This window comes from Hyphomonas sp., assembly GCF_041398385.1.
Lineage (GTDB): Bacteria > Pseudomonadota > Alphaproteobacteria > Caulobacterales > Hyphomonadaceae > Hyphomonas.
Map to the genome: position 1 here is coordinate 82,161 of NZ_JAWKUW010000007.1, position 14,244 is coordinate 96,404.

7 protein-coding genes, 1 tRNA gene and 1 pseudogene are annotated in these 14,244 nt (G+C 62.1%); 5 read left to right on the plus strand and 4 right to left on the minus strand.

All coding sequences use genetic code 11. The features are described from left to right. The first annotated feature begins 85 nt into the window (after positions 1–85). From tuf to R3C13_RS13105, 4 genes and pseudogenes are all read left to right on the plus strand, one after another. Positions 86–1,277: pseudogene (gene tuf, locus R3C13_RS13090) on the plus strand (elongation factor Tu). A 169-nt stretch (positions 1,278–1,446) separates the two neighbouring features. Beyond that, a tRNA-Trp gene (locus R3C13_RS13095) sits at positions 1,447–1,522 on the plus strand. 188 nt (positions 1,523–1,710) lie between these two features. Then, positions 1,711–3,984 carry a Tex family protein gene (locus tag R3C13_RS13100; protein WP_371311275.1) on the plus strand — a complete coding sequence of 758 codons (2,274 nt, stop codon included), beginning with the start codon at positions 1,711–1,713 and terminating at the stop codon, positions 3,982–3,984. Positions 3,985–4,045: 61 nt separating this feature from the next. Beyond that, the gene (locus R3C13_RS13105; RefSeq protein ID WP_371311276.1) at positions 4,046–5,662 is read left to right on the plus strand and encodes a GMC family oxidoreductase; all 1,617 of its coding nucleotides are present in this window, start codon (positions 4,046–4,048) and stop codon (positions 5,660–5,662) included. Here R3C13_RS13105 and R3C13_RS13110 read toward each other — a convergent pair. From R3C13_RS13110 to R3C13_RS13125, 4 genes are read right to left on the minus strand one after another with little or no spacing between them, the layout of a single operon-like run. Continuing rightward, positions 5,659–7,209, minus strand: a complete 1,551-nt coding sequence (locus tag R3C13_RS13110) for an MFS transporter (RefSeq protein ID WP_371311277.1) — start codon at positions 7,207–7,209, stop codon at positions 5,659–5,661. The two genes, R3C13_RS13105 and R3C13_RS13110, sit on opposite strands and share 4 nt — an antisense overlap. A gap of 24 nt (positions 7,210–7,233) precedes the next feature. Next, a complete protein-coding gene (locus R3C13_RS13115; RefSeq protein WP_371311278.1) occupies positions 7,234–8,634 on the minus strand; it encodes an alpha-amylase family glycosyl hydrolase in 1,401 nt (466 codons plus the stop codon). After that, positions 8,631–9,869: an alpha/beta hydrolase-fold protein gene (locus R3C13_RS13120; protein WP_371311279.1), complete on the minus strand. Its 1,239-nt coding sequence runs from the start codon at positions 9,867–9,869 to the stop codon at positions 8,631–8,633. The genes R3C13_RS13115 and R3C13_RS13120 overlap by 4 nt, the downstream gene beginning before the upstream one ends. Continuing rightward, a complete protein-coding gene (locus R3C13_RS13125; protein ID WP_371311280.1) occupies positions 9,866–11,962 on the minus strand; it encodes a glycoside hydrolase family 97 protein in 2,097 nt (698 codons plus the stop codon). The genes R3C13_RS13120 and R3C13_RS13125 overlap by 4 nt, the downstream gene beginning before the upstream one ends. A gap of 376 nt (positions 11,963–12,338) precedes the next feature. Here R3C13_RS13125 and R3C13_RS13130 point away from each other — a divergent pair, with 376 nt between their 5' ends. After that, positions 12,339–14,237 carry an alpha-amylase family glycosyl hydrolase gene (locus R3C13_RS13130; RefSeq protein ID WP_371311281.1) on the plus strand — a complete coding sequence of 633 codons (1,899 nt, stop codon included), beginning with the start codon at positions 12,339–12,341 and terminating at the stop codon, positions 14,235–14,237. Positions 14,238–14,244: the final 7 nt, after the last annotated feature.

A 14,244-nucleotide genomic window follows, 5' to 3' on the forward strand; every position in this document is an offset into this window, starting at 1 on the left:
TGAGGCCCGTTTAACAGGCCGCCGGCCTGGATTTTATCCATGTCCGGCGGGCCGGACTGAACCCAGACTTGTAAGGAGAGGCCCGATGGGCAAGGCAAAGTTTGAGCGTAACAAGCCGCACGTGAACATCGGCACGATTGGTCACGTTGACCATGGCAAGACGACGCTGACGGCAGCGATCACGATGGTGCTGGCCGAGAAGAGCGGCGGCGCCGCGAAGTCGTATGCTGAGATCGACTCGGCGCCTGAAGAGAAGGCCCGCGGCATCACGATCAACACCGCACACGTGGAATACGAGACGGAAGCCCGTCACTACGCCCACGTCGACTGCCCGGGACACGCTGACTATGTGAAGAACATGATCACCGGCGCGGCCCAGATGGACGGCGCGATCCTGGTTGTGAACGCAGCTGACGGCCCGATGCCGCAGACCCGCGAGCACATCCTGCTGGCCCGCCAGGTCGGTGTTCCGGCCCTCGTCGTGTTCCTCAACAAGGTCGACCAGGTCGACGACGAGGAACTGCTCGAGCTGGTCGAGATGGAAGTGCGCGAGCTGCCGTCTTCCTACGAATTCCCGGGCGACGAGATCCCGATCGTCAAGGGGTCTGCCCTGGCTGCCGTTGAAGGCCGCGACGAAGCGATCGGCAAGTCGAAGATCCTCGAGCTGATGGACGCCGTCGACAAGTACATCCCGACGCCTGAGCGTCCGCTGGACAAGCCGTTCCTGATGCCGGTCGAAGACGTGTTCTCGATCTCGGGCCGCGGTACGGTTGTGACTGGCCGCGTCGAGCAGGGCATCATCAAGGTTGGCGAGGAAATCGAGATCGTCGGTATCCGTCCGACCGTGAAGACGACCTGCACGGGCGTTGAAATGTTCCGCAAGCTGCTCGACCAGGGCCAGGCCGGCGACAACATCGGGCGCGCTGCTGCGCGGTGTCGACCGTGAAGGCGTTGAGCGCGGCCAGGTTCTGGCCAAGCCGGGCTCGATCAAGCCGCACGCGAAGTTCGAGGCCGAGGCCTACATCCTGACCAAGGAAGAAGGCGGCCGCCACACGCCGTTCTTCACGAACTACCGTCCGCAGTTCTACTTCCGCACCACGGACGTGACGGGCATCGTGACGCTTCCGAAGGACAAGGAAATGGTCCTGCCGGGCGACAACGTGAAGATGGACGTCGAGCTGATCACCCCGATCGCCATGGACCAGGGCCTGCGCTTCGCTATCCGCGAAGGCGGCCGCACCGTCGGCGCCGGCGTCGTCTCGGCAATTAAAGACTAAAAGGGCTCCGGAGAATCCTACGCCGAGGCTACGGGAACGCTCCGGAAACCCACTTAAAACTCCGAAAGGCCGCCCCCAAAAGGGCGGCCTTTTTATGTGAAGGGATCGAATGGCTGACCTCGCCGCTTGCAGGCGCGGACGGTTTGAGGCAAACCCTCCGCAGGCCTGAAGGGGTATAGCTCAGTTGGTAGAGTGGCGGTCTCCAAAACCGTAGGTCGTGGGTTCGAGTCCCTCTGCCCCTGCCAGGCCCATTTCCCCAAAACTCAGAGATTTTCCGCTTGGCGCCTGAGTGCCGGTAAGCCCGACCCTGTTCTCCACAGGAAATTCGTCGTGACATCGGCAAGCGTAAACGAGGTGTGAACGATTTATGGTGGATTGATCCGTTTCGCGCGCCCCGCGTGAGCGTATCCAATCCAGCCAGAAGGCGTTTTCCATGACCGCCAAATCCCGCCCCGCTGCCATGTCAGCCCCAGTTTCCATCGCCCGCCAGATTGCCGACGAACTTGGTGTTACGGAGCGGCAGGTGTCTGCGGTGATCGAATTGCTTGAAGAGGGCGCGACCGTCCCGTTCATCGCGCGCTACCGGAAGGAGCGCACGGGCGGCCTTGACGATACCCAACTGCGGACTCTGGCGGAACGGCTGGAATACCTGACCGACCTCGCCAAGCGCCGTGACACCGTGCTGGACGCGATTCGCGCGCAGGGCAAGCTGACGCCGGAGCTTGAACGCGAGATCAGGACTGCGGCGACCAAAGTTGCGCTGGAAGACCTTTACGCTCCCTACAAGCAGAAGCGCCGCACCAAGGCCACCATCGCGAAGGAGGCGGGCCTTGAGCCGCTGGCCGAGCGCATCCTGGCCAATCCTTCGCTGGCCCTGGCCGCTGAAGCCAAAGCGTTCGTCTCCAAGAAAAAGGGCGTGCAAAGCGTCGAGGCGGCGCTGGAAGGTGCCCGCGAAATCATCGTCGAGAAGATTGCGGAAACCCCACAGCTCGCCCGGAAGATCCGCGAACAAGTCTGGGCCGAGGGCAAGCTTGGCTCCAGCCTCGTGAAGGGCAAAGCTGCGGAAGGTGCGAAGTTCGCCGACTATTTCGATTTCGACGAGCCGCTGCACAAAATGCCGTCGCACCGTGCCCTCGCCATGATGCGCGGACAGAAGGAGGGCGTGCTGCGCATCAAGGTGGCGGTGCCTGAAGGCGAACGCCGCGCGGTAAATGAGATTTGCTCAGAACTTGGCATTTCGCGCAAAGGGCGCGCCGCGGACGAATGGCTGGTGGAAACCGCCGAAGCGGCCTGGAAGAACCGGCTTGAACCGTCCAGCGCCCGCGACTCTCTCAGCCGCCTGAAGGAAGCGGCCGATGGCGAGGCGATAAAAGTCTTTTCACGGAACATGAAAGACCTGCTGATGGCCGCGCCGGCCGGGCCCAAGGTCGTAATGGGCATCGATCCCGGCATTCGCACCGGGTGCAAGATTGCGGTGGTCGATGCCACCGGAAAGCTGCTGGACACGGCGACGATCTATCCGCATGAGCCGAAGCGTGACTGGGCGGGCTCGCTTGCGAGCCTGGCGGCACTCTGCAAGAAGTATAAGGTGGAACTGGTCAGCGTCGGGAATGGAACGGCCGGACGCGAGACAGAGAAGCTGGTCGCCGAACTGTCGGACAAGATGCCAGCGCTGAACCTGACGCGCATCATGGTGTCGGAAGCAGGCGCGTCCGTCTATTCGGCTTCTGAACTTGCTGCGAAGGAGTTTCCAGGACTCGATGTCAGCATCCGCGGGGCTGTCTCGATTGCGCGACGCCTGCAGGACCCGCTGGCGGAGCTTGTGAAGATCGAGCCGAAGGCAATCGGTGTTGGCCAGTACCAGCATGATGTGGACCAGACTGCGCTCGCCCGCTCGCTGGACGGCGTCGTCGAAGATTGCGTCAACGCGGTCGGCGTGGATGTGAATACGGCCTCGGCCTCGCTGTTGTCCCGCGTTGCTGGCCTCAATGCGACCATTGCGGCCAATATCGTTGCCTATCGCGATGAGCACGGGCCTTTCAAAACGCGCAGTGAGCTGAAGAAAGTGCCGCGTCTTGGCGCCAAGGCGTTCGAGCAGGCGGCTGGCTTCTTGCGGATCATGAATGGCAAGAACCCGTTGGATAGTTCGGCAGTTCACCCGGAAGCCTATTCTGTCGTCGAGCGGATCGCGAAGCAGACAGGAAAGAAGATCGACCTGATCATCGGCGACAAGGCATTCCTCGCGAAACTGAAGCCGGAAGCATTTGCGGACGACGCGTTTGGTGTGCCCACGGTGAAGGATATTTTGTCGGAACTCGAAAAGCCCGGACGTGACCCGCGCCCGGAATTCCGCACGGCGACCTTCAAGGAAGGCGTGGAGACGATCACCGACCTTAAGCCGGGCATGCGGCTGGAAGGGGTTGTCACCAATGTGGCCGCCTTTGGCGCCTTTGTGGATATCGGCGTGCATCAGGATGGACTGGTGCATGTGTCCGAGCTTGCGGACGTGTTCGTGAAAGATCCGCATACGGTGGTAAAGACCGGGCAGGTGGTTCAGGTGCAGGTTCTGGAGGTAGACGTACCGCGTAAGCGCATCAGCCTCAGCATGAAGCAAGGTGCCGGTCGCCCAGTTGGAAAGGGCAGGAGTGCGCCCCAGCCGCCGAAATCGCCGGACAGCCCGTTTTCGGTTCTGGCGGGGCTCCGCTAGGCGTCTCCTCTGGACGTGGACGGCAGGCTGTGGCCTGATCTCTGCCCAGGGAGGATTGTGCGTGAGCGAGCCGGACGCCCTCGACGGCGAATATGACTATATCATTGCTGGGGCCGGATCGGCGGGATGCGTCGTTGCAAACCGTCTGTCGGCGAGCGGCAAGGCGCGCGTACTGCTCCTCGAAGCGGGCGGGGCAGACAACTGGATCTGGTTCCATATTCCGGTGGGCTACCTCTTCGCGATTGGCAATCCGCGGTCGGACTGGATGTTCGAGACGGTCGTGGAGCCCGGCCTTAACGGGCGGAAGCTGAACTATCCGCGCGGCAAGGTTCTGGGTGGGTCCTCGGCGATCAATGCGATGATCTCGATGCGTGGTCAGGCGGAGGACTACGACCATTGGAAAAGCCTCGGCCTGCCCGGCTGGGGGTGGAATGATGTACTGCCTGTCTTCCGCCGGATCGAGGATCATTTTCTCGGTGCAAGCGATCTGCATGGTGCGGGCGGGGAATGGCGGGTTGAGGCACCGCGGGTGCGTTGGGATATTCTGGATGCCGTGCGCGACGCGGCGACGGAAATGGGCGTCGAACGGATCGGTGATTTCAATACGGGCGACAATGAGGGCTCGTCCTATTTCCATGTGAACCAGAAGCAGGGCGTGCGCTGGTCTGCAGCGCGGGGCTTCCTGAGGCCGGCACGTGGACGGACGAATTTGCGCATTGAGACGGGGTGCCTTGTTGACCGGCTGGTGATGACAGATGGCCGGGCCGCGGGGGTCGAGTTCCTTCAGAAGGGCAAGCGGCAGGTTGCGCGCTGCCGGGGTGAGGTGATCCTGTGTGCAGGTTCAATTGGGTCCGTGCAAATCCTCCAACGCTCCGGCATCGGGCCGGGGCAAGTCTTGCAGGCGGCAGGAATAGAGACGCGGGTCGAGCGGCCGGGCGTCGGGCGGAATCTGCAGGATCATTTGCAACAGCGTGCGATCTATAAGGTCAGCGGCGCGCGGACGCTGAACGAGACTTATCATTCACTGCCGCGCCGGGCGCTGATGGGGGGGGACTATGCGCTGAGGCGGCGGGGGCCGCTGACCATGGCGCCATCGCAGCTGGGCATCTTCACGCGGTCCGGGCCGGAGCATAACCGTGCCAATATCGAGTTCCATGTGCAGCCCCTGTCGCTCGACAAGTTCGGGGATCCTTTGCACCGCTACCCGGCAATTACCGTTAGCGCCTGCAATTTACGCCCGACTTCCCGCGGTGAGATTCGTGTACTGTCCGCCGATCCGGATGCGAAACCGGTGATCGCCCCGAATTATCTGTCGACAAAGGAAGACCTGAAGGTGGCCGCTGATGCGATCCGCGTTACGCGGCGCCTGATGGCGCAGCCGGCCATGGCACGCTTCTCTCCGGAGGAGACGCTGCCTGGCCCGTCGGTGGGGGACGAGGACATTGCGCTGGCGAAAGCGGCGGGCGACATCGGGACCACGATCTTCCATCCTGTCGGGACAGCCAAGATGGGCGCGCCAGACGACCCGATGGCGGTGGTAGACAAGGATTTACGCGTGTTCGGCGCCGAAGGCCTGCGTGTGATCGATGCGTCCGTCATGCCCACCATCACGTCAGGCAACACGAATACGCCGACGATTATGATCGCCGACAAGGTCAGCCGCGAGATCGCGCGTTAATCTGCGTGGTGCGCTTTGACGAAACTCATGGCTAAGGCCGCGAGCGCGAAGCTGCCCGCACCGAACAGCATGGCAAGTAGCGGCGCACCGCCGACGGTCTGACCGAGCGAGTCCTCAAGTGTGCGCAGGATCGGCGCCATCGTTCCACCGACCAGGATCTGCGGCAGCACGATGAAGAAATTGAAGATGCCCATATAGATACCCATTTTGCGGGGCGGCAGGGCATCGGCGAGAATGGCGTAAGGCAAAGCGAGGATGGAGCCCCAGGCCATGCCGAGGCCGACCATGGGGACAAGCAGTCCCAGCTTCGATCCGAAGACGAGATAGCCGACGAAACCGAGCGCTCCCATCAGGAGATTGAAGGCGTGGAGGCGGCGGGTGCCGACTTTCCGGGCTACCGCTGCGATGACGAAAGCGTAGATCGCGGCGACGCCGTTTTGGACGGCGAACATCACGCCGACCCAGTCGCCGGCTGTCTGGTAGGCGGCGGATGAGGTGTCGCTCGTGTGCCAGCCCTGCAGGGCGACGGCAGGCGTCGTGTAGATCCACATGATGAACAAGGAGACCCAGGAGAAGAACTGGACCACGGCCAGCCGCTTCATGACCGACGGCATCGTGGTGAGATCCCCGAGCACGTCAGAGAGGAAATTGCGCGCCCCCGGATCATCGCGGACCAGCAGGCTGTTCATGAGGAACAGCAGGCCCAGAAAGACGAGACCGCCTCCCATGACGTAGAATTGCTTGTCGCCGGCGAAGTGCCAGACTGCCCAGCAGAATGCGGCTCCGGCGACGGCGATGATGGCGCCCCACTGAAGGAAGAAGCCGCTGGCTGGACGGCTTGCATGCTCGATGCCGCCTTCCGCCTCGAAAATATTGTCTTCATCTGCGCCGAACGCTTCGAGTTGCTGGGGCGAATATTCTTTTGTGGTGAAAATGGTCCAGAGCACTGCTGCGAGGAGGGCAATACCGCCGACATAGAAGGACAAGCGCACATTTTCCGGAATGTGGCCGGCTTCGGCTGTGTTCGAAACGCCCAGCGAATTGAAGATGTAAGGTGCAAGGCTGGCCATGACAGCGCCGGCGCCGATGAAGATGGTCTGCATCGAGAAGCCGAGCGGGCGCTGGCGCGAGGGCAGCATGTCGCCGACAAAGGCGCGGAACGGCTCCATGGTGATGTTCAGCGAGGCGTCGAGAATCCATAGCGTGCCGGCGGCAACCCAGAGCGCCGGCGAATTCGGCATGATGAACAAGGCGAGCGTCGTCAGGATTGCTCCGGCGAGGAAATACGGCCGGCGGCGGCCGAGTGGCCCCCAGGTCTTGTCGCTGAAATAGCCGATGATCGGCTGCATGATGAGGCCAGTGACCGGGCCAGCGAGCCACAGTAGGGGCAGAGTGTTGATGTCTGCGCCGAGCGTCTGGAAGATGCGGCTGACATTGCCGTTCTGCAGGGCAAAACCGATCTGGATCCCGAAGAAGCCGAACGACATGTTGATGATCTGGGCGATGCCCAGCGCAGGCTTGCGGCCTGTCACGCTCTGATCCGTCATCTGGCTTGCCCTCCCCGGCAATTCTTATTCGGATGCGTCCGACACAAGCACATGAAAGCCCCACGCGGGAAGCATCATCTGCTGCGCCGAAGCGAGGCTGAGGCTCATCTCTGCAGCCGTGGCAAAGTCGGTGTATGTGCCATCGACGGGGCCATCGGTCAGGGTGAAACTTGCTGGCCGTGCGCTGAGATTGAACAGGGCGATGACCGTATTACCGTCCTTGCGGCGGGCAAAGCTGACGATCTGGCTGCCATTGTCGGTGACGATGGGTTCATATTCGCCGCCCGCCGCGCCGTTCCAGAGGGCGGGGTTTTCTTTCTTCAGGCGGATCAGTTTCCGGATCAGTTCATTCTGCGGATGGTCGCGCCAGACGATCGGGTCTTTCTCGAAGAAGGCTAGGCGGTGTTCGTTTCCCGCCTCCTGACCGTTATGGATAACCTGAATGCCATCCATCACGAACTGGAGCGCCATGAAGGTGGGCAGAGCATCGCCGTAGAATTCGCGGGGCGTTCCTTCCCAGGCATTCTGGTCGTGGTTTTCCGTATACATCATCTTGTAGGCGTCACGGGGCCAGGAGCCGAGATTGCGCTGCATCAGGCTGGTCATGCGGCCGGCATCGGAATGGCCCTGCGCGATGGCATGGGCGGCCTCTTTCCAGTCCCAGGCATAGGTCGCATCGAAGGCGTGCTGATGCAGGTCGCGTGTGTCCCATTCAGCCAGCATGAAGACCGGCTTGATCGCGTCGAGGCGGCCGCGCAGCGTTTCCCAGAAATCGAGCGGGACATAGCCGGCAACGTCGCAGCGATAGCCGTCGATGCCGACATCACGCACCCAGTATTCCATGGCGCCGGTCATGTATTCGCGCAGGCCCGGCTGGCTGTAGTCGAGGTCGATAATGTCGTACCAGTCGGTCCAGGGTGTCGGGTGGAAGTCGCCCTTCCAATCGGTCTCGTACCAGTCCGGATGTTCCGTCGTCAGAGGATTGTCGGCGGCCGTGTGATTGGCGACCCAGTCGAGAATGACGTGCATGCCGAGGGCGTGAGCGGCATCGACGAACGCCTTAAGGTCTTCGACCGTACCGAATTCCGGATTGACGCCGTAATAGTCCTTCACGGCATAGGGGCTGCCGAGCGTACCCTTGCGGTGCTTTTCGCCGATCGGGTGGATCGGCATGAGCCAGAGAATGTCGACGCCGAGTTCCTTCAGGCGCGGCAGTTCGCGCTGAGCGGCGGCGAAGGTGCCTTCAGTCGTGAACTGGCGCGTGTTGATCTGGTAGATTACCGCGTCTTTAGCCCAGTCGGCATGCGTCAGCTGCACATAAGGCTGCGGCGCGAAGGTGATCGTTGCCGGCTCGGGGGCTGGCGCACGGCTGGTACAGGCAGCGAGGCTGGCGATAAGGACAGCAGGTATCAGCGAACGGATCATTGGGTTTCGGTCTCCGTGGCGGGGGCGAGGAGGAAGGCAAAGATATCCGGCAGGCGCGCGCGCCAAGAGGCTTCATTGTGGGTCGCGCCATCGTACCGGCGGATGACGAAGTCGCGGCCTTCAGTGAGGCCGCTTGCGATCAGCCATTCGTGGAGGATCTCATGTGTGGGGCCGTATTCGGCGTCGAGGCCTTCTGTCCCGTAATCGAACCAGTAACGCGCGCCTGCCGGCGGCGTGAGACCGGCTTCGATGTCGCGAACAAGATAGGGCGCATCGTCAGGTTCCGGGCCGATCCGGATGTTGGGGAAGACCTGTTTCACCACCGCTTCCGAGAGTGGGAAATGCGTTGAAACGCAGCCGCAGGCGCCGAACACGTCCGGATGGTGCGTGACAAGATAGAATGAGATGAGGCCGCCCATGGACGAGCCGACGTGAATGGTGTTTTCCGGGCCGGTCTTCACGCGGTAAGCAGCTTCGACGCGCGGCATCAGTTCCTCGATCAGGAAGCGGGCATAGTCTTCGCCCTGATGCCAGGGTGAGTATTCCTCAAAGCGTTTCGACGTGCTCCAGCTCGAGACGATGATGGCGGGTTCGAACCCTTGTTCAGCAAGGGCGGCCATGGCTTCGTCAGCGCCCCAGTCTGTACCGGTGTTGGCAATACGCGGGTCAAACAGGTTCTGGCCGTCGCTCATGTAAATGACGCGGTAGCTCTTTTTGGGATCGTCGGCATAGCCGGGCGGCGTCCAGATCGAGACGTGGCGCGGTTCGGAGAGAAAGGCGGATTCGACGTCGAGCCAGTAGTCGAGGTGACCGATGATGCCGGCGTGTTCGACGTCTGCGATGTAGTCGCGGACGTCTTTCTTGAAATCCACAATCGTTTGGTGGGCCGAGGTTTCACCAGCGGGCAGGACGAAATTGCCCATGACCGTGCCGGACGGGCCGAGGCCTTCATGCTCCCAGCTGCCGAGCGTGAATTTGTATTCGAAGTCGTGTCCGGCCGGGCGCAGCAGGCTGACATGCCTTTCAGCGCCTTCGCCTTCCATAAGCAGGGCATCGGCCTTCCAGGGGCCGAGGCTGTCGAGACTGCCGGTCAGGTAGACTTTGCCGGCCGTTGCAGGAACCTCCGCTGCAATCTGTACCCGCTCCATGCCGTCGGGCACGGGTGCGTCGGCAGCGGGGCTGCCGCAGACGCTCGCGAAGACGAGTGCCAGGAAAGCGGCGAATGCCCGGTTCACTGGGTAGTGACCGGCGTGAGCCAGACAGCCGCGCCGCCGCCTGGCGCGAGGGTGAGCGTCAGCGTATCGCCCTGCTGCAAGTCGCGCGTGTAGATGGAAAGGTCGTAGGGCGCGGTCTTCCAGTCCGCGCCTGGACCGTCGACCCAGACCTTGGCGGTGTAAGTAACGCCAGGGGTGAGGTAGTCCGTCGGGAGTGACACGGTGCGACCGTTCTCGTCGGTCACGGTGCCGAGGAACCAGTCCTCGCCTGCGCGTTCCTGCCGGGCATAGGCGACGTATTCGCCGACTTCGCCGGCGATGGCGATGGATTGTTCCCAGTCGGTGGGCACGCGGGTGATGAATTCGAACGCTTCCGGCCGGGCCTCGTAGTTTTCAGGAAGGTCGGCCGCCATCTGGATCGGGCTGTAGAGCACGACATAGAGGGCGAGCTGTTTGGCGAGCGTGGTCTGGACGCGGTTGTCGGCGTCCGGGCCGTCGAAGGTGAGATCGAAAATGCCGGGGGTGAAATCCATCGGGCCGGACATCATGCGCGTCCAGGGCAGTATGGTTTCGTGTTCCGGCGGGTTGAGGTGCGGATAGCCCCAGGCATTGTATTCCTGACCGCGGGCGCCTTCACGGCTGATCCAGTTGGGATAGGTGCGGCGCAGGCCCGTATCCTTGATCGGCTCATGGGCGTTGATCGAGATGTGGTGCCTGGCTGCCTCTTCCACGACGTGAAGGTGGTGGCGGGCCATGACCTGGCTGTCGTGCCACTCATAGCGCCAGGTGCCGTCCTCGTCCTGGCGCTGAATGCCACCGCCATCGGCGACATAGCCGGTCTTCACCTGCGCGATGCCGAGCTTTTCGTAGAGCGCGAAGGCGTCTTGCAACTGGTTCTCGTAATTGGTGATGTTGCCGGAGGTTTCGTTGTGCCCGATCAGGCGGACGCCTTGTGCAGCGCCGTAGCGCGAAAGCTCCTCAATATCGAAATCGGGGTAGGGCTCCGTAAAGCTGAAGAGGGCGCCGTTGTTGAACCAGTCGCCGTCCCAGCCAATGTTCCAGCCTTCGACGAGGACGCCGTCGAAGCCGTACTTGGCGGCGAAGTCCATGTATTCCCTGGTGCGTTCCGTCGTGGCGCCGTGGATCTCGCCGGAGCCCCAGGTGCACTTCTTGATGTGCATGCACCACCAGATCCCGACATAGCGGCCGGGCTTCACCCATGACACGTCGCCGAGCTTGTTGGGCTCGTTGAGGTTCAAGATGAGGTGGGAATTGAGCAGGCCTTTCGCATCGGAAGAGACCTGAACCGTGCGCCAGGGCGTTGTGAATGCACCGTTTTTCTTCACACGGACGCCGTCGGACCAAGGCACGAGGGAGGCCTTGAGCACGCCGGGGCGCTGCTGGTCCAGCCACATGGCGGCGTAATCGACGAGGGCCGCCTCGTGGAAGGTGATGTGCGTGCCTTTGTCCGTGCGGACGGTCATGGGCGTGTGGGCGCGGTCGATCGCGGCTGCTTCGGTCGTGTGATAGATGTACTCGTAGCGGTTGTAGTTGCCGGCCTCGATCCACCAGGCAGTGTCGTGCTCATCGATGGAGAATTCGGTGAGCTCGTCGATCAGGCTGACATTGCCGCCAGCTGTCAGCTGCGGGACTTCGTAGCGGAAGCCGAGGCCGTCATCGAAGGCGCGGATGCGGACATCGAAATAGCGGCCTGTGCCGGCCGGGTCGGCGAAACGGACCAGAAGTTCGTTATAATGCTCGCGCATCAGGCGCTGTTCGCCCCAGGGCTGTTCCCAGGGCGTGTCGACGCTGCGGGTTTCGGCGCCAATGATTACAAGGCCGTCGTCGAGATTGCCGGCCTCAAGGAAGCGCAGGCCGAGCCGCGCCGGCTTCAGGATCTGCTCGCCCGAATAGGTTGCGCTCCAGGTCGGGTGGCCGGCGCTATCGCTGAGCGTCACCACCAGGGCGCCGTCGGGGGAGGTGACGGATTGGGCGCCGGTCGCGGCCGGCAGGGGCGTGGGGGCGGCGGGGAGTGCGGCAGGCCGGGACGGCACGGTGGAGCAGGCGGCGAGCGCCAGGAATACAAGTCCGTTCAGGAGCGGGATCAGCCGCATCGGTACCTCCCCAGGTTATGTGCCCATCCGGCTTCCGTGGTCCGGACGCGTTCTTTCGTCCACCATCCAGTATGTTGCATGAATTTGCAACTCGACCGATGAGATAAGTGTCCTTTGGAGGCTGTCATTGGAGGGGCAATGGCTCTAATGCGCAGGAAAAACAGCAAAAACTTCTATTCTTGTTCCGATTTGCCTCTTGAGGCCGATCCAATTTGGCAAGCCTGGCAGGGGTGGATATTATGCAAAAAAATGCAAAATATAGCAATTCTTGTTGCGTCCCCGGTCGCTTCTGCGTCATAGGATAGGGGTATCAAGGGCGCGCCGAGCGGGACCGGAAGAGTCCGCGGTGCGCGGGAAGCATGCGGGAGGACGCTGGATGATCGATCGACGGACACTGCCGCTTTATGCCGGGCTTGGTGCCCTGCTGCTGGCTGCCTGCACGACAATTTCCCCCGCAATCGGCGTACCAAAAGATGACCCTGGCGTGACCGCGGAGGGTGACAAAATTGATCCGGAAGCCGCTCAGATTGTCGCGGATTATGCCCGGCGGCTGCCTCAGGACGAGGTCGTCTATTTCGTGATTCCTGACCGGTTCGAGAATGGCGATCCCTCGAACGACTTCGGCGGCATCGCGGGCAGCAAGCTGGACCATGGCTTCGACCCGGAGGCCAAGGGCTTCTATCATGGCGGCGACCTGAGAGGCCTGATCGAGCGGCTGGACTACATCCAGGGGCTCGGCGCGACGGCGATCTGGCTGGGCCCGATCTATCAGAACAAGGCTGTTCAGGGCCCGCCCGGCGGGGAATCGTCCGGCTATCACGGCTACTGGATCACCGACTTCACGCGCCCCGATGCCCACCTCGGCACGGATGAGGACATGACGGCCCTCGTCGAGGCGCTGCACGCGCGCGGCATGAAGATCTACCTGGACATCATCACGAACCACACGGCCGACGTGATCCGCTATCGCGAATGCCCGGACTCGGCGTGCCGCTACCGCTCCATCGCCGATTATCCGTACACGACCCGTGGCGGCATTGCGGGTGAGCCCATCAATGAGGGCTTCATGGGCGACCGGCCGCCCTTCCAGACGAAAGAGAATTTCGCCCGGCTGACCGATCCAGGCTATGCCTGGACGCCTTATGTGCCCGAAGGCGAAGAAGCTGTGAAAGTGCCCGCCTGGCTGAACGACCTGCGTTATTACCATAATCGCGGCGCCACCACGTTCGAGGGCGAGAATTCGGTCTATGGCGACTTTTCCAGTCTGGACGACCTGATGACCGAAAATCCGGTAGTCGTGGACGGCTTTATCGAGATCTATAATGACTGGATCACGAAATACCGGATCGACGGGTTCCGCATCGACACGGCGCGCCACGTCAATCCGGAATTCTGGCATGCCTTCAACAGCGCCGTGATCGACCATGCGGCCAGCATCGGCATTCCGAATTTCTATGTCTTCGGTGAAGTCTATAATCCGAATCCGGCCATGCTCGCGACGTTCACGCGGGCTGGCGGGTTCCCGGCGGTTCTCGATTTTGGAATGCAGAGCACGCTTTCAGCCGTGCTGGTCGACGGGGCGCCAACCGAGCGGTTTGCCGACCTGTTTACGATCGATGGTCTTTATGCGGATGGCGCGGTTTCGATTGCGCCGACCTTCTCCGGCAATCACGATATGGGGCGTTTCGCAGGTTTCCTGAGGGCGGCGCACCCGGACATGAGCGACGAGGAACTGCTCAAGCGGGTCAATCTCTCCAATGCGATCCTGATGTTTTCGCGCGGCACGCCGGTGATCTATTACGGCGACGAGCAGGGCTTTGTGCCGGATGCCGGCGGCGACCAGAACGCCCGCGAAGACATGATGCCGAGCCAGGTCGCGATCTATAATGACAATGACCTGATCGGAACCGATGCGACCACCGCGGACTCGAATTTCGACACGTCCCATCCGATTTACCGGGCGATTGCGCACATGGCGGAAATCCGCGGTGCAAACGAAGCGTTGCGCCGGGGCGAGCAGGTTATGCGCCTGACGGAACTGGATGGCGGCGTGATGGCCTTTTCACGTCTCGATGGCGCGCGCGGCGAGTATCTCGTCGCCTTCAACACCCGTAACGAGCCGCGCCGCGTGAATGTGGCCGTCGATCCCCGTTCTGCCTCGTTCGAGGCGATCGCCGGTCGCTGCCCCACGACGGCGGCAGCGACCGGTGTTGTTTCGCTTTCCATGGAGCCGCTGGGTTGGACCATCTGCCGCTCCTCCGATTGGGAGCACTGACAATTCA